General features: G+C 42.5%; 20 protein-coding genes, 3 tRNA genes and 1 riboswitch. Of the genes, 11 read left to right on the top strand and 12 right to left on the bottom strand.

Annotated features, from left to right (window positions below):
* Positions 1–234 precede the first annotated feature (234 nt).
* On the bottom strand, positions 235–732 hold the full coding sequence (locus tag DI53_RS15860) for a glutathione peroxidase (protein ID WP_037501895.1): 498 nt from the start codon (positions 730–732) through the stop codon (positions 235–237).
* A 295-nt stretch (positions 733–1027) separates the two neighbouring features.
* Here DI53_RS15860 and DI53_RS15855 point away from each other — a divergent pair, with 295 nt between their 5' ends.
* Entirely contained in the window at positions 1028–1381 is a 354-nt protein-coding gene (locus DI53_RS15855) for a hypothetical protein (protein ID WP_037501891.1), read from the top strand.
* Between the two features lie 126 nt (positions 1382–1507).
* Here DI53_RS15855 and DI53_RS15850 read toward each other — a convergent pair whose 3' ends face one another.
* The 4 genes from DI53_RS15850 to DI53_RS15835 form a co-directional block, all read right to left on the bottom strand.
* Positions 1508–2500: an NADP-dependent oxidoreductase gene (locus DI53_RS15850; RefSeq protein WP_052072474.1), complete on the bottom strand. Its 993-nt coding sequence runs from the start codon at positions 2498–2500 to the stop codon at positions 1508–1510.
* Positions 2501–2674: 174 nt separating this feature from the next.
* A complete protein-coding gene (locus DI53_RS15845; RefSeq protein ID WP_131555321.1) occupies positions 2675–4228 on the bottom strand; it encodes a DUF6850 family outer membrane beta-barrel protein in 1554 nt (517 codons plus the stop codon).
* Positions 4229–4280: 52 nt separating this feature from the next.
* Positions 4281–5597, bottom strand: coding sequence for a DUF4876 domain-containing protein (locus tag DI53_RS15840; RefSeq protein ID WP_052072473.1), 1317 nt, complete (start codon positions 5595–5597; stop codon positions 4281–4283).
* Positions 5598–5693: 96 nt separating this feature from the next.
* Positions 5694–8471: a TonB-dependent receptor gene (locus tag DI53_RS15835; RefSeq protein WP_037501885.1), complete on the bottom strand. Its 2778-nt coding sequence runs from the start codon at positions 8469–8471 to the stop codon at positions 5694–5696.
* 107 nt (positions 8472–8578) lie between these two features.
* Here DI53_RS15835 and DI53_RS15830 point away from each other — a divergent pair, with 107 nt between their 5' ends.
* Complete coding sequence (locus DI53_RS15830; protein WP_241462451.1) at positions 8579–9724, top strand: cytochrome-c peroxidase; 1146 nt, start codon at positions 8579–8581, stop codon at positions 9722–9724.
* A gap of 19 nt (positions 9725–9743) precedes the next feature.
* Here DI53_RS15830 and DI53_RS15825 read toward each other — a convergent pair whose 3' ends face one another.
* The 6 genes from DI53_RS15825 to DI53_RS15800 form a co-directional block, all read right to left on the bottom strand.
* Positions 9744–10334, bottom strand: a complete 591-nt coding sequence (locus DI53_RS15825; protein WP_206538047.1) for a cupin domain-containing protein — start codon at positions 10332–10334, stop codon at positions 9744–9746.
* A gap of 180 nt (positions 10335–10514) precedes the next feature.
* Positions 10515–13700, bottom strand: coding sequence for an efflux RND transporter permease subunit (locus tag DI53_RS15820; RefSeq protein WP_037501879.1), 3186 nt, complete (start codon positions 13698–13700; stop codon positions 10515–10517).
* Between the two features lie 17 nt (positions 13701–13717).
* Positions 13718–14776, bottom strand: coding sequence for an efflux RND transporter periplasmic adaptor subunit (locus DI53_RS15815; RefSeq protein WP_037502030.1), 1059 nt, complete (start codon positions 14774–14776; stop codon positions 13718–13720).
* 93 nt (positions 14777–14869) lie between these two features.
* A complete protein-coding gene (locus DI53_RS15810; protein WP_037501876.1) occupies positions 14870–16213 on the bottom strand; it encodes a TolC family protein in 1344 nt (447 codons plus the stop codon).
* A 23-nt stretch (positions 16214–16236) separates the two neighbouring features.
* Positions 16237–16842 (bottom strand): TetR/AcrR family transcriptional regulator, encoded by a 606-nt coding sequence (locus tag DI53_RS15805; RefSeq protein ID WP_037502027.1) that lies wholly within the window; start codon positions 16840–16842, stop codon positions 16237–16239.
* Positions 16843–16977: 135 nt separating this feature from the next.
* Positions 16978–17640, bottom strand: coding sequence for an NUDIX hydrolase (locus tag DI53_RS15800; protein WP_052072471.1), 663 nt, complete (start codon positions 17638–17640; stop codon positions 16978–16980).
* 156 nt (positions 17641–17796) lie between these two features.
* Here DI53_RS15800 and pfkA point away from each other — a divergent pair, with 156 nt between their 5' ends.
* The 3 genes from pfkA to gap are packed head-to-tail and all read left to right on the top strand — an operon-like array spanning position 17797 to position 20637.
* Positions 17797–18780, top strand: coding sequence for a 6-phosphofructokinase (gene pfkA / locus DI53_RS15795; RefSeq protein ID WP_117624904.1), 984 nt, complete (start codon positions 17797–17799; stop codon positions 18778–18780).
* An 8-nt stretch (positions 18781–18788) separates the two neighbouring features.
* Complete coding sequence (locus DI53_RS15790; protein WP_037501867.1) at positions 18789–19637, top strand: hypothetical protein; 849 nt, start codon at positions 18789–18791, stop codon at positions 19635–19637.
* A gap of 4 nt (positions 19638–19641) precedes the next feature.
* A complete protein-coding gene (gene gap / locus DI53_RS15785; protein WP_037501864.1) occupies positions 19642–20637 on the top strand; it encodes a type I glyceraldehyde-3-phosphate dehydrogenase in 996 nt (331 codons plus the stop codon).
* Positions 20638–20719: 82 nt separating this feature from the next.
* On the opposite strand, the gene mnmA is transcribed toward gap, so the two are convergent.
* The gene (gene mnmA, locus DI53_RS15780; RefSeq protein WP_037501862.1) at positions 20720–21811 is read right to left on the bottom strand and encodes a tRNA 2-thiouridine(34) synthase MnmA; all 1092 of its coding nucleotides are present in this window, start codon (positions 21809–21811) and stop codon (positions 20720–20722) included.
* Between the two features lie 181 nt (positions 21812–21992).
* Here mnmA and DI53_RS15775 point away from each other — a divergent pair.
* From DI53_RS15775 to DI53_RS15750, 6 genes are all read left to right on the top strand, one after another.
* Positions 21993–22068, top strand: a tRNA-Phe gene (locus DI53_RS15775).
* A gap of 79 nt (positions 22069–22147) precedes the next feature.
* A tRNA-Phe gene (locus DI53_RS15770) sits at positions 22148–22223 on the top strand.
* Between the two features lie 78 nt (positions 22224–22301).
* A tRNA-Phe gene (locus DI53_RS15765) sits at positions 22302–22374 on the top strand.
* Positions 22375–22531: 157 nt separating this feature from the next.
* Positions 22532–22645, top strand: a riboswitch (SAM riboswitch).
* Positions 22646–22875: 230 nt separating this feature from the next.
* Entirely contained in the window at positions 22876–24183 is a 1308-nt protein-coding gene (locus tag DI53_RS15760) for an O-acetylhomoserine aminocarboxypropyltransferase/cysteine synthase family protein (protein WP_037501859.1), read from the top strand.
* A gap of 70 nt (positions 24184–24253) precedes the next feature.
* Positions 24254–25435, top strand: coding sequence for a homoserine dehydrogenase (locus DI53_RS15755; protein ID WP_037501856.1), 1182 nt, complete (start codon positions 24254–24256; stop codon positions 25433–25435).
* A gap of 584 nt (positions 25436–26019) precedes the next feature.
* A complete protein-coding gene (locus DI53_RS15750) occupies positions 26020–26703 on the top strand; it encodes a hypothetical protein (protein ID WP_241462450.1) in 684 nt (227 codons plus the stop codon).

The following is a 26703-nucleotide window of genomic DNA, read 5'->3' as shown; positions in this document are numbered from 1 at the left end:
CAAGGCTTTTTCCATATTGATATAGCTGTTCAAGAAGTTGGAAACCATTTCACATCTTAAGCTGTTCATATAGCAAATAATTAACTATGCTATATCCTTATGTTTTCGGAATTTTCTTTGTCGCCATATGCGTTTTAATCATTAACAGGACGCGAAAGACAAGGCGTCGTCGCAATCATTCAGATCACAAAAATTAATACGGATTTCGCAGCTATAACGCCTGGCAAGCAAAAATTACGCGTGCAGTAGACTCACAATGTCCTTTTCGATCTTCTCCGGCTTAGTTATAGGCGCAAAACGTTTGACCGGTTTCCCTTGTCGATCGACCAGAAATTTGGTAAAATTCCATTTTATTCGGTTACCCAATATGCCTGGTAGTTTGCCTTTCAGATATTTAAAGACGGGGTGCGTATGGGAACCATTCACATCACATTTTTCGGTAAGCTGAAAGGTAACGCCATGGTTGACTTTACAAGCCTCTTCCATATCCGCATTGCTTTCAGGTTCCTGTCCAGCAAACTGATCGCATGGAAAGCCAAGTACAACAAGTCCTTGATCCTTATATTGCTGATACAAATCTTCCAATCCTTCGAACTGCGGAGCCAAGCCACATCGCGTAGCCGTATTGACAATAAGAACGACCTTTCCCTTAAAATCTTCCATAGCGATTTCCCTCCCTGCGGGAGATTTTGCAGATAGATCATAGAATGATTGCGACGTAGCTTCTTTCATTGTGAAATGTGTAAATATTAAATATACGATATTCTTAGTACTGATCTTCATGATTTAACGGAATTTTTTCTTAACGAAAGTTTTCCATTTAGCCGAGCTGATAATCTTTGGACCCCCTTTCAGTCGGGTTTTTCTAACTTTGTAAATATGAATGGCGGTTCAGCTACGGTCGGTGCTGCAAATTCCGTAAGAACAGATTGGCAGAAAGTTAAAGATGTTCTATACGGAAAAAGGCCTATAAGCGATATAGAAAATAATTGTTCGAACGTAATCGAAATTGACTTAAGATAGTATTATGATGATAAAAAAAATTCTGTATTTCATTATTGTTGGCATTTGCCTATTCGTTTTTCTACTTTACATGTTTGGCCCTTTTGGAGGAACAAATGCCATTCGCCATTATGTGGTAGATGGTTTGTATAGTGTAAAATATCTTAAAGAAATCACAAAAGGAGACCTGACCGAGGGGTCAAGAAGTATCAGTCGTTTAGCAGGGTTAATATTTTGGATAGCGCTCATTCTTCCAATCATATTGCTCCCGATTTGGAAGATGTCATTTAGACATAGATTTACAACGACCGTCGTTTGCTTTTGTATACTTATCACAATTCTCATTGTTCCAAAAATCATTATTTTGCTTAACAGCTAATCGATACGTTAAAGTTTTTTTTGCATGCAAAGAACTTTTAACGTATTGATTTTTCAGGTGAGAAGTTTATCTTTTCAAATCATACTAGATATGACCTTATCTTGAGAATTCTTTCAATTTGCCTTATTAAACTTTAACAATCATTTTCCCGATGTTATTTCCTTCAAACAAACCTTTGAAAGCTTCTACTACGTTTTCAATGCCTTGCACTTCCGAATGTTTTTCTTTTACCAAACCTTTTTGCAACCAAACCGCTAGTTGGGATTCAAATTCTGGCAAGCTCGACTGGAAATCGTTATACAAAAATCCGCGTATTTGTATTCTTTTTGCAATGACTTGCCAAAAATTTTCAAATTCGACGTTGTCCGATTTGTTGTAGCCTGAGATCATCCCGCAGATAGCAAAACGGGCATTGACCTTTGCATTTCCCAGCGCAGCATCGAGATGGTCACCGCCTACGTTATCGAAATATACGTCGATTCCATCCGGCGCAAATGCTTTGAGTTGTTCGTAAACAGGCTGCTCATCCTTATAGTCAATCACATCGTCGGCGCCCAAGCTTTTTACAAATTCTACCTTTTCCCGCCCCCCGGCCGAGCCTATAACGGTCATGCCCATTGCTTTCGCAATTTGTACAACGGTGGATCCGACAGCGCCAGCCGCTGCGGAAACAAAAACGGTATCTCCCGATTTTGCCTGCGCCACATGCAAAAGACCAAAATAGGCCGTAGCGCCAGTCATCCCCAGGATACTCATAAAGTAGACATCAGGCAGTCCACGGGTGTCCACTTTCTTCGCCTTATCTTCGCTCACTATAGCTTCATCAACCCAACCTGAAAAGTTCATTACGAGATCACCCTTTTCAAACTTATCGGATTCCGATTCTACTACTTCGCCAATTGACATGCCATCGATGACACCGTTCAACGCATAAGCCTCGGTATAACTGTCTTCGTTTGCGCTCATCTTGGGCCGCATATAGGGATCGACAGAAATATATTTGTTTCTGATCTTGATTTCTCCTTGCTTTAGGCTTGGCAGCTCCACATCTTTCAATTCAAAATCGCTGTCTTTGGGCGTACCGTCAGGCCTATTTTTTAATATCCATTGCTTACTCATTTCCTCTTTACTTAAATGCCAAAAAAAATTGTTCGGTTAAAGAACGGTGAGCATATCGAATTCGTTTTATGTTCTTATTAAATGACCGTTGGATCGTACAGCCTAATTTACGATTATGCAAACGAAGAGACACACATCACGAAAAAAGAAATGATACCTCAATCAATCAGCTTATTAAAAGAATGCAGTGAGGCGAATGCCGCTTTGAAAACGATCCTTCCCTGGGGCGGCTATATCGTTTGTTTTTTCCATACTAGCGCTGGGTTGCCAATAGTCGCTATACAAACCAATTACTACATTGCCCAACCGCGCATGATTTACCTGATAATCCAAGCCAAGCCCTAATTGGTAAGACGATGTGCTGTAATAGAGATAGTTGTGCTGCATGATCGTCTGTGTGAAAATGGGAATGAAAGCCGATGGAAGTGAAAATTCGGAATCCAGCACATGATTATATGAAATAGAAATACGAGGAATGAGGGAAGATTGTACCGCTACTGGTATTTGCTGATTGATCTCTAAAGCAGGTTTAAGCGTTTGATAAGCTAAGCTAACGGCTACAGAACCATCTTCAGAATCCGTAGATTCGTATCCTAATGCCGCTTTAACACTCGTATTTTTAAACCGATCTGAGGCTTCGAGCAACAACGACTCCTTTCTATAAACATAATTATTTTGTGCTATTTCGTAATTATAGTCCCGTCCATCGACAACACCCGCACGCAATCGGTACACTCGTGGACTTGCATCCGAAGCACTCGATTTTAACAAGACATCCAAGTCATAAGTATTTCGCTTATACTTATTTAGAGGGCTATAGGTTAAGGGTGTACTGTCATAAAATTTAAAAAACTGCTGTTCATAAAGCCACCCAGCTTTTGCAAATACCTTGTAGTCTGTAAAGACATTCCACGAGAATAAGAGATCGGTGCCATATCGGATAAAATCATCATTGTAGCGAATGTCTCGAACCTGATCCTTCGCACGACCAAAGCCGTTCATGTAATAGTTTATATATAATGGATCAGCGGTATTATTTGCGTATCTATCGTTCTTGTAACCCACGCCTACCCGCTCACGTCCATAACCATATAACAGCTTTACATGTATATCTCCATTTGACAATACCCGCCCCACAGCTGCGGACAGATCAAGTTGAAAGTCAGAGACCCGGCCTCTTGGGTCGTTGTTTGAAAAATGGTTTCCCACAAGATAGTCCACACCCAAGGTCACGGGCAGACGTTGCTGATCAAAACCGTACTGGACGAGTGCTTGCATCGTATATACGTTACGCTCGTAATAGTTATTTCTCAGGGATCCAAAATACACTGGCGCGTCAGCATTCGTTCGCGTTTGATGCCGCAATCGGGTACTATCTTCCATCGAGCGGTGGTAGTTGAATTTCCCCCACACCGAGAAACGGCCAAGATTTGTTTTACCTTCAGTACCCAAATTGAGGGTGCGCAGTTGGGTGGCTCCTTGTGCATCGATCCACTTTCCCTTTGCTAAAAAAGCATTTGCGTCTAAACGATTGAAATTGCTTTTCACTTCGTCCTTTAACCACACCTTGTTCAACACAGTGAAGTCGTAAAGCTGCTGCCAGCTATACGATTGTGCATAAGCCGAATTGGACAAGCTATCCATCGCTGTACTTTGCGCGTTGACATCAGCGATACACATGCACTTTATAGCTGCCAGAAAAATTGATAAAACAATAGGTATTCTCATTGCTGTCTGTTTAATCAGGCAGGCGCTATGGAGCGCCTGCCGAAAATGTGCTTTAGTTTGCGAAGCCTTTCGGATTTGCTCTTCCACTTACAAAATCATTTGTGGAATTATTGGTATCCTGCAGAATCTTACGTCCACCGTCTTCACGAGCCACTTTCCGCATCACAGATTGCGAAGAGTATGATCCTTCGGTAACAAACGTATAGCCCGCATCAATGCTGGGAAATAATTTCTTCGGAATTTGGCTGCTTGCCACACTGGGTTGTGTATCAATGCCATCCATGATCCAAGCAGCAGGTATTTGCGTATATTTTCTTGTTGATGTAGAAGGCGTTCTTAACAACGGCGCATAGTAATTTTTCAAAGCCGTAACCTCTTGCCGCGTTTTGCCCTTGAATATGTAATAGCTATCTCGCCCTGGCGCATCCAATAGCCAATCATTACCTTGGTAAACGATAACCTGCACATTTGGCACGTTAGGGTTATCAATATCAGATGCGAAAGGTGTTTCGCCCGGCAAATCCCCAAAGTAAGTTTCGAAATCTGCACCGCTTAGGTCGATGGTTAGAGATGGGTCTCTTACCGTCACTTCCCGGCCGTTATTTCCCGTAAACGGCACTTTGTGGTTTAACGCATTTTGTGCAATAACAATGCTTTCACCTGGCGCTACAGGATGGTCTTTACCAGAACCCGGAATCATAAAAATATCACGCGCATAGATATAATCACTATTTGCCTCCGCTCCTATGGTCATGTCGATTGATTTGCTCCAATCAAACTGACCGTTTGCTTGAAAGTGGTGCGATGCATCATTTGCACTTTGTTTACCCCACAAACGCCCGAAATAAAGGCTATCCGCATATAATACGCGATCTGTATTGTTGTATATTTCAAAAAATTGATCGCGGAAGCTGGCACCATCTCTATTATCTGAACCTGCGTAGTAAACTTGCTTGATAACGAAGTCGCCGCTTACGCCCGCAATAAGCTGCAACTGCAATTGCGTATCGCTGGTAATGTTAACATTTTTTGCCGACGCGTTGAACGTAATTATTGCTGCCCCTGCATCTTCGCCCGTAAGACTTAAAAACTCGTCTTTCGTAAAGGAAACGCTTGCTTCGATATCGTAGGCACCTGAAGCTATTGATGTAAACTGCACCGCGCCCATCTTATGCTTGCTTTCTACAACAGACCCGTTTAGAAGATTTTTTAAGCGAATTGTTACTTCGCCATTTCCAAGAGCTTCTTGATATGCTGTATTTGAAAATGAGAGGTCTACATTTAAATTAGAAGTGACCGCGTCTGGGCCATCTTTTTTACAAGCTGCCAAACTATAGATGGCTAGAAAGAGTAAGATGATTTTTTTCATTGTTTAATTTGTGTTTGAGATTTGTTGAGGGATTGGCTGCAGATGATGTTCATTCCAAATATCGATCGTATATACAGCTCATTTTATATAAATTTGTTAGAATTTGTACGTTATCTGTGCGCCATAACTTGGCGGCGGGTTGGGTGTCAAGATCGTTGTCGAAGAGCCAGCAGCGGGCCGCATGCGAGGCTGGTAGTCCAAAAAGTTGTACACGTTAAACGAAAAACGAAGGTTTTTCCCAATTTCCTTCGCCACATTCAGGTGGAAATTACCAAATATAAGATCGGCGGCGGCGTTCGCATCAATTACTTCCAATCTTCGCTGATCATAAAGGAAGCGGTGATTTACGTTCTCCATATCAAATGCATCCACTGCATGGTATTCTAAATCGCGGGTATAATAGCCCACGGGGATGTATTGGCTTTCCGCCAAGCGTCGTCTATTTAAGAACTGAAAATCAGCGGTTAATTCAATCACCAGCCGCAAATGTGAAAGGTGCGTTACAGAACCAACCCGACCGTTGCTTAGATAATTGCGATCTCTGAATGGTCGAAAAACACCGATTACGATGTCGTTCAGATCAGAACCAGATTCATTGAACCCTTTCTGGGTATTGTAGTAGTCATTGGAATGCGCCAGGGTAAATCCGCCCGCCATCACAAAGGAAGTAAAAATTGAGGCTATTTTTGGCGAGGCGTACATGACTTCAAACCCGTAGTTGTTTCGGTCATTAGCATTCTGCAAATTGGAAAAATCGTACATGTATTTCCGCATCCCGACAATCTCTACATATGGTTTCTGACCGGTAACCGGCGTGGAACTGTACATCGGCAACGCTGTAATTTGCTTGACGGAGACCGAATTTATCCCCCGTCTATTCTCCTTATAAAATGAGTTTATCGATAACGCATGTCCATTTTTACGCCAGCGGAATGTGGCTTCGAAGGTTTGCGAAAACTGTGCATTTAATTGATCACTTACTGGGTCAAAACGTTGGACGAAGATGCGGCTGGTGCTTTCATTAACTTTGCCGTTGTAAGCGTTAAGTAATAATACTTCCTGAAATGTGGGTCCTGGATACAAATGTGCTAAACTTGGAGACTTGAATGCCATCCCGTAAGCGAATCCCACATTGACGTTTGGACTTACCACGTAGTTGATATTCGTCCGGGGTGAGATGGATGGGTTTCCATTCTGGATGTCATAACGTACACCTGCCGTGACATTTAAAGGCCGGTTCCAAAGCGAGGTATGAACCCTATCTTCCAAGTATAAACCAACATTGACTGTTGGGTGCAATAAAGAGAAGTCATAGTATCTTTCTGAATAGTTTTGTATATTTCTTTGCGGCCGACTGGGATCACTGAGCCTGCCCCGCCCATTATTTTTGGAATAATCTACCGTAGCGCCGAAGTTCAAATGATGCTTTACACCTGCAATGGTTGATGTTGCGTTTGCTTCCAAACGGGCGCTCAGCGTCAATGGCCGACCATCGATATGCTCTACAGCGGTGTACTGACCTTGATCGTAGATGCCTTCCACGATTCCAGTGCCCAATGTATCCGTATAAAGGACATATGGTATATTGTAATACGATTCGCGGTAAGAAACTTGATGCGCATTCTGTATCCCTAAGTTTAGCCCCACACGCTTTAGAAAACTGCCATTAGGCTGATAGGCCAAGCGGCTCGACGCATTAAAATTCCAACTTCCAAATGATATTGCAGTAGATTCCGGATCGTCTGGATCTTTATTCACACCATCCAGCACTTTATTATACGTTGCCGAAAAAGTCTGCTTCCATTTGTCGTCGTTACCATAGCGCGTCGTCCATATAGCGCTCCCTCCTATCCGTCTATATTGCTTCAGTTTATCCCGATTATCGGCGTAAGAGTTTAAGTAGGAAAAATCTACATTCAGGTCGCCCAAACTTGGTGATAAGCTGAAGCCTTTCGATATGCCGTATGATGTTGCGTTATCGCGGCTTTGAATCCTTAAAAAAGCTGGTGTTTGCCCAGCTTGTCGCTCCAATATGACGGCACCGTCGGAAATATCGCCGTAACGAACAGGTGCTACGCCCGAAATCACCTCCAATCGCTCGATGTTTTCGGTAGGTATCTGCCGGAGATCTATACCGCCAAACGAGCTCTCGCCACTGTAACTTTGCGCAGTGTTATCCCCGCGTAACCCATATCCGTTGGTAACGGAAAGGTTCGCATTGGAAATACCCCGGACATTTGGGTTGCGGCTTTGCATATTCGCATTATTGCTCAGCACCATGTCATCGATTATGATCGCGGTGCCGAAGGCGTTATTCATTTCATCTACATTGCGGGCTGCGCCAGTACGCCTATCAAATGCTCCACGGAGCGTCAAATTTTGCATGCTTTGTACCGATGGCGCCACTATTTTTCTATTAGGCAAGAAGTTTAACAAATCATTTAAACTTAATGAGGGATATCGCTCGATCATCTCTCGGTCAATGACCAGCGAGGAATTGCTTTGTGCACCGACTTTAGCCTGTATATCAATCTTCTCCAATGACAAGGTGGAGAGCGCCAAAATAACATTGGGTAATTCTTGCGCCGTAGGCTTATCGTATACCCTCACTTCGGCATTACGTCCCAAATAACTGTATCGAACGGTCAGACGATCTAGCTTATCGTACATCACTAACTCATAAAGTCCATTCTTATCTGAATGAAGCTGTATATTAGATTCTTCAATTTTGATCGATACGCCAACGAGTGGCTGTCCGTTTTCATCGACAACCCTGCCCGTGAAATTTCTGGACTGCGAAAAACATACTGAAAATGGTATAAAAATACAGACGAGCCACATTACAGCGCCTGCATTTTTTTGCGTTACTTTCATTCGGTTATTATTTTGAATGATTTTAAATAGGACTGCAAATATAGCAAAACAATTATTTAATTTAGATTAATTATAAACAATTTGTATTTTTGCAGCATTGTAAGAAGATGATGAATAAAATTGCAGCAACAGGCTTAGTTCTATTAATGGTGATATCAGTATCTTGGGTGAATCAAATGCCAACCCAATATTGGGGAGGTGAAATTGATTCTTTAGTACAGCACTATCGACAGCCGGTTGCAAAGTGGCCTAAACCTACGATCGATTCAGGTGTAAAATGGGAAGAGTTTAGTTCCTTGCCCAAGGTGGATGGAGATTACTTCGACCTGATGGAATCACCGGAGGTAGTCCTGGGTAAATACCTGTTTTTCGATCCAATATTGTCGGGTTCTAACCAAATATCCTGCAGCAGTTGCCACAATCCACAAACTTCATGGGCCGATAAAAATACCGTGCCCATCGGCAATGACCATTTGGAGGGCACACGCAACACGCCTTCTTTATTAAATGTGTACGCTCGTAAAACCCTATTCTGGGATGGCCGTTCGGGAAGTCTTGAGGAGCAAGCGCTTGGTCCTATTGCGGCTCATCATGAAATGAACATGGAGCTGAATAAACTTGTTCCAAAGTTAAAGGCTATCCCCGCTTACAACAAACTCTTTATAGCGGCCTTTGGCGATGAAGATTACGCTATGCCCGAAATTATGAAAGCGCTGGCCGCTTTCCAAAGAACGTTAACGAGTCGTAGAAGCCGGTTTGACGAATTTATAGAAGGTAACTACAATGCGCTTAACGACCAAGAAATTAAGGGGCTGCACTTATTCCGAACTAAAGCGCGCTGTATGAATTGCCATAACGGCAAGTTCTTTACTGACGAAGCTTTCCATAACATAGGTCTTACATACTATAAGCGGAAATACGAGGATTTAGGTCGTTACCTTGTTACGAACGATCCAGCAGATATCGGAAAGTTTAGAACGCCATCACTCCGGGATGTTATGAATACGGATCCATGGATGCACAACGGGTTATTTTGGAACATGACTGGCTTGCTAAACCTATACAATAGCGGCATGCAGATGAATTCGGCTAGCCCTGCACAGAAAGCAGCAGACCCCAACTATCCCGTCACGGATCCATTAATGAAAAAGCTGAACCTCAGCAAAACAGAGATCCAGGATATAGAGGCATTTTTGCATAGCATCACCGCAACGAAATATCGTATGCGCCGTCCCGACAGTCTTCCGCGATAAGGATATTTACTTCAATGTTTTAAATAGTCCAAAGCGTCTTTAAACCACTTTCCTCACCAGTCAGGGGATCTTTATGAGGAATATGCACACCAGCGATACGTTCGTCGGCAGCAGGTCGTTCGTCGGCCTCCCCTCTCATCAAATCGGGATTATCTCCGTTTGGATAAGCGCCCACAACCCTAAAATCTGCACTATGCTCTAAGCATTTATGCCCTACACCGGCAGGTATAATCAAGATATCGCCAGCCTTAACTGCTATCTTCTCACCGCGATCCCCACCCATGTGTAGCAAAGCTGTCCCTTGATAGCAACCGAGCACCTCATGCACATTGCTATGGTAGTGTTGAAATGGGTATACCCCCGATCGCCAACTATTACGCCAGTTGTTACTTTCGAAATACTTTTCCAACCAGCTTGCACCTTCCTCCCCATGCTGTCTGAAAGCATCTTGATAAATGAGTAAAGGCAAGGTATTGTTCGGAATGACGCCATCGTCTTCAAAAAAATAAGTCTGCGGATCGCTGTGCGTATGAACAGATCCGTTTTCGTGAAAAAGTAAACTCATTACTGTTAGCACAGGTGTGCCCTTTAGAAATTTAAAACTTTTCATAAGCAATAATATAAAAGTCGTCAACACAATAACAGGCCAAATACGTTTCGGTTTTTATCTGGAGAAAGTATTACCGATTTACACATCCGAAAAGCCATGTGCTATCCATCAGCCTCTTCGAATAAAAAAAACGAGCGATGTAGAAACATCGCTCGCCTTACTAGATTGTCTAAAATGTATTTAAGATACGGGTTCGTGCTGAACCTCCATCTCATCCACATAGTCTTCACTTTGTTCATATTCAGCTGTTATCAGCTCGGCGTATGGTGTTTTTTCTTTTTTACCGAATCTACGCCCTAGACCATCAAAAATTGAATACACAACAGGCACGACAACTAAGGTCAGGAATAGTGACGATAGTAAACCCCCAATAATAACGATTGCTATACCGCGGTTCATATCAGCTCCATCACCTGTTGCCAACGCAATAGGCACCATACCGATAACCATGGCTATCGTAGTCATCAAAATCGGACGGAAACGCACATGGTTTGCTGCAATCAACGCATCATAAGTCGTCGCACCAGCATCCTTCTTGTGGTTTGCAAAGTCAACTAACATAATCGCATTCTTCGCTACCAGCCCGATAAGCATAATGATACCGAGGATCGTAAAGATATTCAAGGTCTGATTTGTCAAGGCCAAGGCTAAAAGCGCACCGATAAACGATAACGGGATAGAGAATAACACGACAAATGGGGTGGCAAAACTATCGTATAACGCTACCATTACCAAGTAAACCAATAGAATAGAGGCCAATAAAGCGATACCCAAGGTACCAAAACCTTCTTCCTGATTCTCCATGTTACCGCCCCACTTGTACGATACGCCAGGTTTCAACTGCACTTTTTCAAACTCAGCTTGCCAGTCTGCTGCGACGGATCCTAAAGGACGACCGACGACCTGCGCCTGAACGGATACCGAAGGTGATTTGTCGCGGCGTTCCAATAAACTTGGACCTGAGGTGTAAGATACATCGGCAAACTGCTCTAAACGCATTGCCTGTCCATCTTTGTTGATGAATTTCAGGTTTTGTACATCGCTGATGTTACCACGACCAATCTCATCAAATCGGATATTGATGTCATACTCTGTATCACCTGAGCGAAATTTCGTATCATCATTTCCAGAGAAGGCTGTCTGCATAGTCATACCAACGGTGGAAACATCAAGGCCAAGAGAGTTCATTTTGTCCCGATCTACCTTCACGCTAATTTCAGGATTACCGTCTTCCGATGTTAACTTCACTTCGGATGCACCTGGGATATTGCGTAAGATAGCTTCATATTTGCGAGCAGCATCCAAGGCATCAGCCTGTGATGAAGCAATCAAAGTCAGCATTAGCGGCGCTTGCTCTGCACCCATAATACCCATGTTTACTGTTTTCACCTTTGCGCCCACAAGCACATTTTCCATTTCCCGACGCAGTTCAGCGGAATATACCTTGGTTGGATGTTCTTTATTAAACCCATCTTTCATAATAAGGTGTATTTCAGCTTTATATTTCGTTCCAGATGTACTCATCGTACCGTCAGACGCTTGCCCTACTGTCGTAATCATACGCTCAATCTCTGGTTTCTGCGAGAGGTAATTTTCTGCCTTTTGCGTCATAAAGTTGGTTTGCTCCAACGAAGCATCTTTGTTCATCTCTATTTGCAGATAGAACTCGCCTTTATCATTGCCCGGGAAGAAATCCGACCCGATATAGCCCATCCCAACCAAACTGAAGGAAGCAACCAACAATACAACGGAAAGCAATAAGGTCAACACTTTATTCAAGCGACTTTTTAACGCCCATTCCAAAATGTCAGAAATCCAATGCGTCAACTTGGTTAACCCGGCTTCAAACCCGGTCAAGATACGTCCGAATAACGTTTTATTATCCAAATGCGTTAATTGTCCCATACGGGAGTACAACCAAGGCACAACGGTAAACGACACTAATAACGATAACAGTGTCGATACCATCACCGTCACACAGAATTGACGTAAGATATCAGATACCAGCCCGGAAGACATCGCAATAGGTAAGAACACGACCACAATTACCAAGGTAATAGCAGATACCGTAAACCCAATTTCTTTCGCACCATCGTATGCTGCGCGCACTTTGTTTTTGCCCATTTGCATGTGGCGGTGTATATTCTCGATAACTACGATTGCATCATCCACAAGAATACCAACCACAAGCGATAAGCCCAAAAGCGACATCAAGTTAAGCGTGTACCCCAACGCATTCAAGAAGATGAATGTTGCGATAAGCGACAAAGGTATCGCTACAACAGCTATAAATGCATCGCGCAAGCTGTGTAAGAAAAACAACATGATAAATGCGACCAATGCAATGGCGATCATTAAATCGTGCACCACGTTGTCCGCAGCAGTCAAGGTGTATTCCGTCGTATCGTTTGCAAGCCCTACTTTTACCCCTTGATCCGAAAAATCCTGTTCAACGGTCCCGATCATCTCCTGAACAAGCTCCGAAACCGCCACGGCGTTTGCATCTGACTGTTTAAACACTTGCAGCATGATCGTATTTTGGCGATCAATACGTGCTATTTTCTCAATGTCCTTGATACCGTCCTGTACGTCAGCCACGTCGCTCAAGCGAATCATAACGCCGCGGGGCGTTGTGATCGGCAGTTCGCGCAATTCATCAAGCGATGTAAATTTACCGGATAAACGTAAGGTGGTTTGGTTGTCGCGCGTCTTCACATTTCCTGTAGGAAAATCCAAGTTAGCAGCAGCAATAGCTTGCTGCACCTGCATGATGGACAGGCCGTAGCCCTCCAGCTTGCCAGGATTGACGCTTACTTGTATTTCACGCTCCTCACCACCAACCATGTCAACCTTTGCGACACCGTTGATACGGGCAAAGACCGGCTGTATTTTCTGATCCAAAAGATCGTAAAGTTCCTTTTCAGTCAATTTAGAAGTCACCGATAGGTTCATGATCGGCACGTCATCAATCGAAAACTTCGATAACGCAGGTGTCTCGGCATCATCAGGAAGCTCATTGATTACGGCGTTGATCTTCCGCTGTGCATCCGTGAGCAAAAAGTTTACGTCGGCTCCCGTGTTCAGCTGAATCATAACCATGGATACAGACTCCATCGATTTTGCCTCTATTTTCTTGACGTTTTCCAAACTCGCCACGGCATCCTCAATAACCTTCGTCACTGATGTTTCCACCTCAGAAGGCGAGGCTCCTGGATAAACCGTCTGAACGTTGATTACGTTAACCTCAAATTTCGGCACTAGCTCGTATCCCATCTGGGAATAAGAGAAGATACCACCAAGCGTAAGTATAATAAAGAGTACTATAATTATACTTGGCCTTTTTATGGATATTTCTGATATTTTCATTGAATAGATTTCGCTAATTACTTAATGATTTCAATGGCGGCTCCGTCCAAGAGATTGATTTGTCCAGAAGTGACAACTTGTGCACCTTGCTCTATGCCTGATACAATCTCGATATAGTCACCAAAACTTCTTCCAGACACCACCTTGGTTAGGGTAGCTTTACCGTCTTTAACTACAAATATTTGATTGGAGCTCACACTTCCAACAAATGCACTGCGGGGAACCGTAAGCACATTAGATTTGGCGTCACTACCAAAATACGCTGTGCCATACATACCTGCTTTAAGATCGTTAGACGCATTGTTTCTGATTTCCAGTTCCACTGGAAAATTCAGACTAGCGTCCGCTTTAGGTGCGATAAACTTAACCACGCCATTAAAAGTTTGGTCAGGCAATACGGTAGATTCCACCTTAATCGACTGCCCTACCTTTACCTGTCCAATATTTTTTTCATCAACATTGACCAACAACTTCAATGTGGACACATTAACAATTTCAAACATCTGTGTACCCGGAGAAACGTATGTACCCGGCTCAATATGGCGTGCATTAACCACACCGGCGAACGAAGCCGAGATATTAGCATCGGAAGCAGACAATCTGGAAGATTGCAAGCTATTCTTTGCGTTTTCAACCTTTAACTTTGCTTGATCTACCTGTTGCTGTGTAACGCCACCTGTTTTAAACGCGTTTTCGTAACGCGCGAGGTCTGCCTTCGCATTCTCGTAATTTGCTTGTGTATTCGCTAAATCAACATTTTGCTTATCCCCATCGACGATAGCCAAGGTTTGCCCCGGACGTACAGCGTCGCCCTCATCTACCAAAACTCTTATGACGCGGCCTGCTGCTTCTGAGGAAAGAATAACCTCCTGCTTTGGCGAAAAAGAACCATTGGTAATATATTGCGTATTAACTTCACGAATATCCGCCACATCTGCGCGCACAGCAACGGCCGCATTCTTTTGTGCTACGACGGCGGTTTGCGCTTCGTTCTTCGCTTTATTCTTATTCAATAACAACATGATCCCTGCTAGAGCAGCAGCTACGACGATTATCGTAATTATTGTACGTTTCATATCTGTATAATTTGTCTTTTTATGGTCCTTATCTAACATCCAAAATTTAAGCGTACCTGCTTTGCAATCGTGGATACTTCAAAGGTAAGTTAGTTATTCGTTTACTAATGTTTTTAAATTTCCTTTGGATTTGATCAACTGAACCTCTGCCACTTTATAATCTAGTAGCGAGTTGTTTAAGTTGTTTTGCGCATCGGCGTAAGCATTTTCAGCATCGAGGAGCTCCGTTAATGTCGCTAATCCATTCTTATAGTTATTTTCCGTATTGTCTAGCACTTCTTTGGCCAGCTTCACATTCCCTTCGTTGGAATTGATCGTGATTAAGCTATTTTTAACCTGTGTTCTCGCATTTTCGCTAGCCATAGTCAATGCCAGTTTGGTATCTTCCAGCTCTACTTTAGCACGTAAAATCTCGATATTTTTCTGACTGACTTGCGATTTTGTTTTTCCCCCATTAAATATTGGAATTGACAAATTGAGTCCGAGTGCCGAATAGGCTGTCTTCGTCGCGTTGCCATTGAAAATAGGGAATCGTTGAGCGAAAGACATATAACCTAGATTTCCGGAAAAAGATAATGTAGGATAGTAGTCCGCAATTTTTGCCTTTTTATCCAGCTCCAACAATTCCGTTTGCTTTTCCAATACGCGGATCTCTGTGCGGTTATCCAGATCGATCGGTAAATTTTCCAATGCTTGCGCGTCAATAGCAAACGTTTCGTCTGGTAAATCAATTTGATTGGTAATTTCCATTCCCATCGCAAATTTCAATGCATTCTCCTGAATTTCCATTGTATTTTTCGCCTGCTGTAATTGGGCTTTGAGATTGTTGACCTGAACTGTGGTACGATCCAAATCAATTTTTTTCGCTAAACCTGCGTCTACCAAGCCTTGGATAACACGCTGGTTTTTCTCGGTATTTCCTAAATTGCTTTCCACCGTCGCCACTTGCAATTGCGATTGGAAGACTTGATAGTAAGCATTAGCTACCTTCTCAATCAGCTGCTCGTCTGTTAATTCTTTATTCACTTGATAAAATTCACGCGTTGTTCTGGCGGCTTTCAATCCTGTAAAAAGAGCTTGATTAAAGATCTGCTGCGTAACCTGTAGATTCGAATTTGCCTGCCAAGGTTGTCCAAACTGAATCACAGTAGAAACAGATTGCCCTGTAGCGGGATCCTCCATGACGATCACGTTCTGCTGGATTAAGGGGTTGTAGGTCAAGCTACCGACGCCCGTTACCTGAGGCAATGCGCCAGAACGCACTTCGTCGATTTGATACTGCGCATTCTCCAAATCAAGCTTTGAATTTTTAGCTTCTTTTTTATTATCCAAAGCGAATTTTACAGCTTGCTGCAGTGTCAAAATTTCCTGCGCATAGGTCTGTCCCCATGAAAAGAGCAGACTAGCGGTTATAACACTCAAAAATTTAAATTTCATTTTTAAGAAGGATTATCTGTATATTAGTTTTTGCTGATTAATTTATTTTCAAAGATAAAAGCGGTAGCACGTTTTTGGGTGTCCAAAATCTCATCAACATGTTCGACATTTGGCATTCCCGATAATACGTCCGTTACGCTACGAATCAAGCTAAGACCTTTTATCAATTCGATGTAGCAAGCTGCATCCTGCTTCACATCGTTCAAAACCACCTCTCCCTGATCTATCGCTTTGGTAAATAATACCGTCATCATTTCTATATGCTTCTCGTGCATCGCTTCCAAAACCGTACTCACCCCCTGCCCTTTAATCCACTCGTGGTTTTCGCTGATATACAACACATAATAATCACGCAGGTAATTAGCCCGGGTTTCCAGAAGTAGATTTAACACGTCCAGCAAATTTGCACGGTAGCTATCGATAATAGCGTACTCGTTTTTAAGCATGTCCGTGAAAATATAAACCATCACGTCTTTAATCAGTGCGGTCTTATCGGAATAGTAATAGTATAGATTAGCTTTGGTGATATTCATGTCTAAAGCAACCTCACTCATGGTCGTCTTGTTATAACCATAATGTGCAAATCTTTTTAAAGCTGACTGAATGATCTGTTCCTTTTTGTTATCCATTTTTACTTTTATACTTTCTGACTTTTTTCTAAAAACGTTCAAAAATATAAAAAAGTCAAATACTGTCAAAGGATCAACCGCTTAAGAATTGAAATTTAATAGTAAATTAACAAATGGATGACGATTAAGTCGGTTTTACGCTACGCCGATGTGCTTTTGAAATTTGCGTTTGTCAAATTTATAGAGTCTTGCGGCACGATAAGAAACTCCTTTCTGCACCTCTTGCAACTCTTTTAAAAATCCATCGTTGGCTATTTTCTTTCGAAAATTGCGTTTATCAAGCTCTTTCCCCAGTATTGCTTCGTAAACCTGCTGGAGTTGGGTTAATGTGAATTTTTCGGGTAGAAACTCATAAACCGCGGTGGAATAGTTTATGGTATATTTTAATTTTTGCAAGCTTTGTTGAATGATCTGGTTGTGGTCAAACGCCAACTCTGGTAGAGCGTCAATAGGAAACCAACGTGCTTGTCGCATATAGGATGTTGTAGGTTTAATTTTTGATTTCACGTCTTCGTACTTTACAATAGTAGAAAACGCAACGGTCAAAATCCGACCTTGGGGATGGCGTTTTACTCCTGCAAAAGCGCCGAGTTGTTCCATAAAAATATCTTTCAGCCCTGTGTGCTCATAGAGTATACGTTTGACCGCGCCTTCCATTTCTTCGCTCTTATCCACGAAAAATCCGGGCAATGCCCACCAGTCTTTGTAAGGATATTCGTTTCTCTCCGTCAGCAATACCTGTAACTTTCCTTCGTTAAAACTGTAGATGACACAGTCTATCGTAAAATGAGTCTGCAAAATAATCTCAAATTTAAGTGCGTTCTTTCATAACCAAATTGTCAAAAGCGTTGCCAATCCTCCCCAATTATATCACAATAATCCAAAAAAAGCAAAAAAAATTTAATAGTGTAAAAAATACACACTATATTCGTAATACCTAAAATGATTAATCGCGTGAGAGAAATAACAAGAATAGGTGTTTTTACTTCAGGTGGAGATTCGCCTGGCATGAACGCGGCAATTCGCGCCGCAGTAAGAACCGCCATATACAAAGGAAAAAAAGTGACAGGCATCTACCACGGTTATCAAGGCATGATTGATAACAGCATGTTTGACATGGATAGCCCTTCGGTCAGCTCTATTATACAACAGGGGGGTACCATCTTAAAGACAGCCCGCTGCATGGAGTTTAAAACCGTGGAGGGACGCGCGAAAGCGTATGAAAATGTCAAGGCCGCAGGTATTGATGCATTAGTAGCTATTGGAGGGGATGGTACTTTTACAGGTGCAGAGATTTTCTCCAGAGAATACGATATCCCCATGATGTGTATTCCCGGCACTATCGACAACGATTTAAATGGCACCGACTTGACGATTGGTTATGACACCGCAAACAATACCGTCATTGAAGCCATAGATAAGATTCGAGATACGGCAGCGTCCCACAACCGTCTCTTCTTTGTAGAGGTGATGGGCCGTGATTCGGGCTGTATCGCGTTGAATGCGGGGATCGCTGGGGGTGCGGAAGCGATTTTGCTCCCTGAAAAAGATACCGCCATTGAAGAGTTGATAGACATGCTATCTCAAGGTGCGGACAGCAACAAATCATCGATGATCGTCATCGTTGCCGAAGGAGATAAAAACGGCGGCGCGACCGACGTGGCAAAACGTGTCAAAGAAAAATTTGATAATTTTGACACAAAAGTTAGTATCTTAGGGCATTTGCAACGAGGCGGATCCCCGAGTAGCGCAGACCGTGTTTTGGCCACGCGTATGGGATATTACGCTGTCAATGAACTATTGAAAGGGAATTCGAGAGCAACTGTGGGCATCCGTGGTTCGGAGATCGTGACGACACCTTTGGAAGAAGCATTGAGCAAGAAAGAGCTGAAGCTAAATGAAGACCTCGTCGAGATTGCAAAGATTATGGCAATTTAATAAAGGATATGATTGTAGTTGTTTTTAGTGGTTCAAGATATGCAGACTGGCGGATAGCCGATAAAAATCGTGTTCTCCACGGTTTTCGAACGTCTGGAATAAATTCCTATATTCAAGACGACCGCTACATCACGCAACTGCTGAATAAAAACACACATCTTATAAATAATGCCGAGAAGATACGAAAGATTTATTTTTTCGGTGCCGGCGCTTCTTCGCCTGAACGTCAGGAAAAGATAGAGCGCGTATTTATGCAATTTTTCAAAAATGCAAAGGTAAAAGCGAGTCATGATGTATTGGCTTCGGCCATATCCACGTTTGGCGACGAAAAAGGAATCATCGGCATTATAGGAAGCGGATCCAATGCGGCTTATTACAACGGGAAAAAGCTCATGCCCAACAATTATGGCCTGGGCTATATCCTGGCGGATGAAGGATCTACAAACTGGCTTGGCAGACAGCTTTTGAAAGATTTCCTAACAGATAGCATGCCGAGCGGTATACAAGAAAAGCTACTGCAGAAACACAGCCTAGACCGCCGCCTTATTTTGGATAAAATATACTACAACCCCAACCCCAACCTTTTCCTGACAAGCTTCGCAGATTTTATTTACGAAAACAGAGAAGAAACCTATTTCGCACAGCAGATTAAAAAGGGGCTGGAAATTTACATAAAAACCTACCTTATCCCACTTGCTGAACTGTACCCCGATAATCAATTAAACTTTACGGGTTCCGTAGCGAGCAATTATGCAGACACCCTGCGGGAGTTGGGAAATGAGTATGGACTGAACATCGGCGAAATCATAAAAGAGCCGGTTCAAAATTTAGTTAAGTATTACATTAATAAAAATTAATAAAATGAAGATTGGAATTAACGGATTCGGCCGTATCGGCCGCTTAGCATTCAGAGCAGCAATCAAGCGCAGCGATATCGAAATTGTTGGTATAAATGATTTGGTGGAGCCTGACTACTTGGCTTATATGCTTAAATATGATTCAACACATGGCAAGTTTGATGGTACTGTGGAAGTAAAAGATGGCAACCTAATCGTCAACGGACAAACTATCCGTATCACAGCGGAGAAAGACCCTGCAAACCTAAAATGGGACGAAGTTGGTGCTGAAGTAATCATCGAGTCTACAGGCTTTTTCTTGACGCAGGAACTAGCGCAAAAACACATCGATGCTGGTGCGAAGAAAGTAGTAATGTCCGCTCCGGCAAAGGATGACACCCCTACTTTCGTGATGGGCGTAAACCATAAACAACTTAAAGCGGAATATAATATTGTTTCTAACGCGTCTTGTACAACGAACTGTTTAGCTCCTATCGCTAAAGTACTAAACGACAACTTCGGCATTGTTGAAGGATTGATGACCACAGTACATGCGGTTACAGCAACGCAAAAAACGGTCGATGGACCATCTGCTAAAGATTGGAGAGGTGGACGTGGTGCTTACCAAAACATCATCCCTTCATCTACAGGTGCAGCTAAGGCAGTAGGATTGGTTTTACCAGAGTTGAAAGGTAAATTAACAGGTATGTCACTTCGTGTTCCTACAGCGGACGTTTCTGTTGTTGACTTGACTGTACGTTTAGAGAAAGGTGCTTCTTACGAAGATATCAAGAAAGTAATGAAAGAGGCTGCTGAAGGTGACTTGGCAGGAATTCTTGGTTATACAGAAGATGAAGTTGTTTCTACAGACTTCTTAGGCGATGAGCGCACATCAATTTTTGATGCAAAAGCGGGTATCTCTCTAAATGACAACTTCGTAAAAGTTGTTGCATGGTATGATAACGAATGGGGATATTCCAACAAAATTATCGACCTAGCACAAGAAGTTGCTAAACTTTAATCGGCGACGATAACTCCTACAAAAGGGGATGCCATTTAAAATGCATCCCCTTTTTTGTAATAAGGTTCTGGACAACAGCGGACTACTTCATTAAAAATCCACCGCCCAAGAGGTCATTTCCTTCATAAAATACAGCGGATTGTCCAGGCGCAATTCCTTTCACCTGATGTGCAAAATCCACTTGCATCACATTCCCTTGTTGTGTCAAGATCGATTGCGCACCCGCATCTTTATACCTAATTTTTGTAACGGCTTCCAGCGGCTGTTCTAACGATGCATACTTGACTAAATTGATATCACGAACAAAAGCTTGTGATTTCTCCAACTCATGCTCCTCACCCAGAACCACGGAATTGCTTTCCGGCAAAATTTCAATGACAAACATAGGCTTGCCCAAAGCAATTCCTAATCCTTTGCGTTGCCCTATCGTGAAATAGGGGTAGCCAATATGCTGTCCAACCACCGTACCATCTGCTAAGATAAAATTCCCAGGCCCTATTTCGGTATCAAGTGTTGGTCGCTTATGGCGTAAAAACGCACGATAATCATTATCTGGCACGAAGCAAATTTCATAACTCTCTGATTTTTGAGCTAACTCTGCCTGTCCCATCTCCATCGCCATCTGTCTAATTTCTTTCTTCGTAAAACTTCCCAACGGGAACTGTGTGCGCGCTAAGTTCTCCTGCGAAACACCCCAAAGCACATACGACTGATCTTTATTCTCATCACGACCCTTGGATATGACATAACGTCCATTGTCATGCATACGGATGTTTGCATAGTGCCCCGTGGCAATAAATTCACAATCTAGCTTGTCCGCGCGCTTCATTAATGCCGACCATTTGATGTGTGTATTACATAATACGCAGGGATTAGGCGTTCGGCCTGCAATATATTCGTCAACAAAATTATCAATGACGTAATCACCAAACTCATCGCGAATGTCCAAAATATAGTGAGGGAAGCCATAGCCAACTGCCAGTGCACGCGCATCATTTATGCTATCCAGACTACAGCATCCGGTTTCTTTGGATGACCCGCCTGCCGAAGCATAATCCCAAGTTTTCATCGTAATCCCGATGACGTCATAGCCCTGTTCATGCAACATCACGGCCGCAACAGAACTATCTACTCCACCACTCATTGCGACCAAAACTCTTCCTCTTTTACTCATATTAATTTTGTGAAGTGCAAAGATAGCGTATTTGGTCTTCTACAGTGTTTATTTGATGTAATTTTATCTCGATCAGAATCAATCAGTTGATTCTACCAGCAAAAATATTTGCAGCAAAAGTTTTAGAATTCGAAAAAAGAACCTAGATTTGCAACGCAACGAAGGAAAAATAGTTGCAAAAGGTGCCATAGCTCAGTTGGTAGAGCAAAGGACTGAAAATCCTTGTGTCGCTGGTTCGAATCCAGCTGGCACCACCAAAAATCTGAAAGTAACAGAGTATAATCAAAAACTTACCGCGTGTTTAGGTTCACCTGATGAATTTTTAATAAACGCAATGGTGCCATAGCTCAGTTGGTAGAGCAAAGGACTGAAAATCCTTGTGTCGCTGGTTCGAATCCAGCTGGCACCACCACAAAATCTGAAAGTAACAGAGGATAATCAAAAACTTAGCGTATTAAGACTCACTCAGTGAAATTTAAATAAGCGCAATGGTGCCATAGCTCAGTTGGTAGAGCAAAGGACTGAAAATCCTTGTGTCGCTGGTTCGAATCCAGCTGGCACCACGAAAGCCTCGTCTGTAGATGGGGCTTTTCTCTTTTTTAACGCCTATAAAACCTGCCCGCCCTCTAAAATATAATTTGGATTATCTATAAAAACAACTATATTTGCCCCTGTACCTCAATCGTGGTACACTAATCAGCACCTTCCTTACTAGGTCTTGATTTATAAAGAAGTGGCGAGAGACTGGCTCGATGACCCACTGGCAACCTTCAGCACATGTTGAAAAGGTGCCAATTCCTGTCTGAGGCAATACCGCCTTGGAGCATATAAATGAGATAAGACATGATAGCAGAACAACAGTTACATTTTTTCAATTTAGTAGTATATTCAGTAGCATTGGCGAGTTTTCTAACCGCGTTCATTGCACGAATGCGTTAGTCATTCTTGATTATGGATAGGCATGCACTCCCCTATCTTTGTACATCAGCCTTGAGAATGACCACATGCCCCGATCGCTGCGAGTGTAAAACAAACATCTTGTATAATCCTTAAAATCTAGAAAAATGTCGTTAAATAAAAACCATAAATTTGAAACGTTGCAAGTGCATGCCGGTCAAGAAGTAGATCCCACTACAGGAGCACGTGCACTGCCTATTTACCAAACAAGTTCATATGTCTTTAACGATGCCGAGCATGGCGCCAATCTTTTTGCATTAAAAGAGTTTGGAAACATCTATACGCGTATCATGAACCCCACTACTGATGCCTTCGAAAAACGAATTGCGGCATTAGAGGGCGGCGTGGCAGCATTAGCCGTAGCATCAGGCCAAGCGGCGCAGTTTATCGCATTGACAAATATTCTCGAGAGCGGCGAAAATTTTGTAGCGGGCGCAAACCTATACGGCGGTACCTATAATCAGTTTAAGGTATCTTTCAAACGCCTAGGCATAGAAGCCCGCTTTGCGGCAAATTCCGATGCCGACAATATTGAAAAGCTGATCGATGATAAGACAAAAGCAATTTACGTAGAAACAATAGGTAACCCCAGTTATATCATACCTGATTTCGACAAGATATCCGCCTTAGCAAAAAAACACGATCTTCCGCTGATCGTTGATAACACATTTGGCGCCGGTGGTTATCTTTTTAAACCGTTGGAACACGGCGCCCATATCGTTGTTGAATCAGCAACAAAATGGATCGGTGGGCACGGCACAAGTATTGGCGGCGTGATCATTGACGGTGGGAATTACAATTGGGGCAATGGCAAGTTTAAACAATTTTCCGAGCCGTCGGAAGGTTACCATGGCTTAGTCTTTGCTGACGTTTTTGGTGCAAACGGGCCCTTCGGAAATATACAGTTTATCATCCGCGCTCGCGTGGAAGGATTGCGCGACTTCGGCCCTGCACTGTCTCCTTTCAATTCATTCCTCCTCGTGCAAGGGTTGGAAACACTATCGCTACGTGTACAAAGACATGTTGATAATGCATATGAAATAGCGCAATGGCTCGAAGCCCATCCACAAGTGGAAAAGGTGAGCTATCCGGGATTAAAAAACCACCCGTACCATGAAAGCGCTCAAAAATATCTTAAAAATGGTTATGGTTCTGTGCTATCTTTTACCATCAAAGGAGGACCTGAAAAAGCGAATGAATTTATTGATGCTCTCGAACTAATTAGCCACTTGGCAAATGTCGGCGATGCCAAGACATTAATCATTCACCCAGCAGCCACCACACATCAGCAATTATCAGCCGAAGAGCAGCGCAATGCCGGGGTGTTCCCGGGGCAGCTACGCCTATCCGTAGGGATCGAACATATCGATGATATTAAAGACGATTTACAGACCGCCTTTGATAAGGTGAGCTAGGGAGCAACTTTATTCGCTCATAAAATTAAAATAGTATTGACGAGATTTTAAATAAAAAATAACACAGAAAATGAGAGAGAAATTGATAATAGGCATGTTTGGCTTTGGCGTTGTAGGGCAAGGTCTATATGATATTATAAAAACCAAAAAGCTTAATTTAGAGATTAAAAGATTCGTCATAAAAAATGCCGACAAAAAAAGAACCCTGCCGGCGGAGTTGTTCAGCACAGACCCAGAATCAATCCTTGCTGATACCGAAATCAATACGGTGGTAGAGCTTATAGATGATGCCGATGCAGCATTTACCTTTGTAAAACGCGCACTCAGCGAGGGAAAAAACGTGGTTTCTGCAAATAAAAAAATGATCGCCTCGCATCTCGAAGAATTGGCAGAATTACAACAGACCCATGGTACCTCATTACTCTATGAGGGCGCCGTTTGCGGGAGCATTCCAATTATCAGGAATTTGGAAGAGTATTACGATAATGAACTCTTACACTCCGTGAGTGGTATCTTTAACGGGTCTTCCAATTATATTTTATCAAAGATTTTTAATGAAGGACAGAGTTATGAGGATGCGCTAAAAAAAGCGCAAGAATTGGGTTTTGCCGAAACCGATCCTACGCTGGATGTAGGCGGATACGATCCGAAATATAAATTGGCTATTGTTGCATCCCATGCGTATGGTATTTACGTGGATCCGGAAACAATACTTAATCTCGGCATCGATAAGCTGGGTGACCAGGATATTCGCTTTGCGAAGGAAAAAGGGTTTAAAATTAAACTACTGCCCTTGGCGAAAGAAACCAATGGCAAACAGGTGGTTTTGTATGTTCTTCCCAAATTCGTCCGACCGGATAACATTATATATAACGTTGAAAATGAAAATAACGGTGTGCTGGTGAAAGCGGCATTCGCCGATGAGCAGTTCTTCTACGGTAAAGGGGCTGGTGGACATCCAACAGGATCAGCCGTCCTATCTGATATCGCCGCACTGCGTTATGGATATCGCTATGAGTATAAAAAACATATTGATGCGGGGCAGATTGAATACAGCACCAATTACGAACTATCCGTTTATTTCAGATACGCCGATGACAGCAGCTTAGAAGAGATACATTTCGATTCCGTAACTGAGCGTTTTTATGGGGAAGATTTTATGTATATTATCGGAAAGATAAATTTGCAGGAGATTATTGCCAAGCGTCATATCATCAATCAAGCAGGAAATTTTATAGCGGAAATCTTGTAGGCACTTACCGCCGATCCTGATTTAGTATTTCCCACCGCAGGCTTTGACTCTTTTGGAGATTGCAATGCCCAAATGATCTGCTATAGCCTGATGAGCGCTTCACGGCTCGATTGGAAAAAAGACGAAATCTTTGCCGAGCAAGAGTTGCGCGATACAGATCAACGTTCATATGTTAAAAAATGTTAAAATGAAATATTGACATACGATCGGTATAACAATAGCGTTTATATATTGAAAGCAAGAGAATTTCATAATTTCATAATTTAGGTTAATAATTGGTTTGGTAAAATCCTGGAGTGCTCTACTTCAGGATTTTCTTTTTTGTCACTCGTAAATATGCCATTTGATGTTGCATGTAAAAAATGGTGGATTTAGGGGATATAGCTCTCGCCCAGTCGAAAATTGCGGATGCGGCTATTTACTTATCAAATGCATAAAAACAGGTATCTGAAGATAGATATTGGCGTTCTTTTTGCTCTACCTGGCTTGATTTAATCGACAGGTTTAAGCCAAGCTGAGGTATGAACTTTCCCCGGCTGAATAGGAGCTAAAAACTTACGCGCTTATTAACATTGCAGAAATATATGAAGATAGTTAAACGAATTTTACCCCTTTTGATCGCTTTTTTTGGCTGCTCCCTCCTGACGGGTTGTTTTGATTTAGTGGAGCAAATAGACATGAAGCGAAATGGATCGGGAACTATAAAAGCAACGCTGAATTTAAGCAAAAGCAAAACAAAGGTGGCCTCGCTGATGAGGTTGAAATCCGTTAATGGCATTACAATACCAACGGAAGCAACTGTCAAGAAGGAAATGGAAAATGCGGTTAAAACGCTAAGGACCACAAACGGCATCAGCAACGTACAATACAGCCTCGATTTCACAAATTATATTGCAACGCTGTCCTGTGATTTTAAATCGATTCAAGCTTTGAATGAATTTAGCAGCACGTTATCTAAGCAGTTCAAAGTTAAGCTCACAAGCTATAACAGTTACGCCTTCAATCCTTCGGCCCAGGTTTTCTCGCGCAATTATACCTATTCGCCGGATATTGCCAAGCAATTTGCACGAATACCGAATGATGATCGGCAACTGTTTAAGGATGCGTATTACACAAACATCATCCGATTTGAAAGTGCGGTTAAGTCGCAAGTCAATAAATCGGCGAAGGTGGCAAGCAATAGCAAAGCCGTACTGTTAAAAATTCCGGCTACCAACCTGATCAATGGATCAACAAGTATAGCAAATACTATTACACTAACAAAATAA

The organism is Sphingobacterium deserti (assembly GCF_000757725.1).
Classification (GTDB): Bacteria; Bacteroidota; Bacteroidia; order Sphingobacteriales; family Sphingobacteriaceae; genus Sphingobacterium; species Sphingobacterium deserti.
Note: the sequence above shows the minus strand (reverse complement) of the source record. Positions and strands in the feature narration are given on the sequence as shown.

Coding starts and splice junctions, on each gene's coding strand:
- DI53_RS15860 (WP_037501895.1), bottom strand. CDS start 732: ATGAAAGAAGCTACGTCGCAATCATTCTATGATCTATCTGCAAAATCT.
- DI53_RS15855 (WP_037501891.1), top strand. CDS start 1,028: ATGATGATAAAAAAAATTCTGTATTTCATTATTGTTGGCATTTGCCTA.
- DI53_RS15850 (WP_052072474.1), bottom strand. CDS start 2,500: ATGAGTAAGCAATGGATATTAAAAAATAGGCCTGACGGTACGCCCAAA.
- DI53_RS15845 (WP_131555321.1), bottom strand. CDS start 4,228: ATGAGAATACCTATTGTTTTATCAATTTTTCTGGCAGCTATAAAGTGC.
- DI53_RS15840 (WP_052072473.1), bottom strand. CDS start 5,597: ATGAAAAAAATCATCTTACTCTTTCTAGCCATCTATAGTTTGGCAGCT.
- DI53_RS15835 (WP_037501885.1), bottom strand. CDS start 8,471: ATGAAAGTAACGCAAAAAAATGCAGGCGCTGTAATGTGGCTCGTCTGT.
- DI53_RS15830 (WP_241462451.1), top strand. CDS start 8,579: ATGATGAATAAAATTGCAGCAACAGGCTTAGTTCTATTAATGGTGATA.
- DI53_RS15825 (WP_206538047.1), bottom strand. CDS start 10,334: ATGAAAAGTTTTAAATTTCTAAAGGGCACACCTGTGCTAACAGTAATG.
- DI53_RS15820 (WP_037501879.1), bottom strand. CDS start 13,700: ATGAAAATATCAGAAATATCCATAAAAAGGCCAAGTATAATTATAGTA.
- DI53_RS15815 (WP_037502030.1), bottom strand. CDS start 14,776: ATGAAACGTACAATAATTACGATAATCGTCGTAGCTGCTGCTCTAGCA.
- DI53_RS15810 (WP_037501876.1), bottom strand. CDS start 16,213: ATGAAATTTAAATTTTTGAGTGTTATAACCGCTAGTCTGCTCTTTTCA.
- DI53_RS15805 (WP_037502027.1), bottom strand. CDS start 16,842: ATGGATAACAAAAAGGAACAGATCATTCAGTCAGCTTTAAAAAGATTT.
- DI53_RS15790 (WP_037501867.1), top strand. CDS start 18,789: ATGATTGTAGTTGTTTTTAGTGGTTCAAGATATGCAGACTGGCGGATA.
- gap (WP_037501864.1), top strand. CDS start 19,642: ATGAAGATTGGAATTAACGGATTCGGCCGTATCGGCCGCTTAGCATTC.
- mnmA (WP_037501862.1), bottom strand. CDS start 21,811: ATGAGTAAAAGAGGAAGAGTTTTGGTCGCAATGAGTGGTGGAGTAGAT.
- DI53_RS15760 (WP_037501859.1), top strand. CDS start 22,876: ATGTCGTTAAATAAAAACCATAAATTTGAAACGTTGCAAGTGCATGCC.
- DI53_RS15755 (WP_037501856.1), top strand. CDS start 24,254: ATGAGAGAGAAATTGATAATAGGCATGTTTGGCTTTGGCGTTGTAGGG.
- DI53_RS15750 (WP_241462450.1), top strand. CDS start 26,020: ATGAAGATAGTTAAACGAATTTTACCCCTTTTGATCGCTTTTTTTGGC.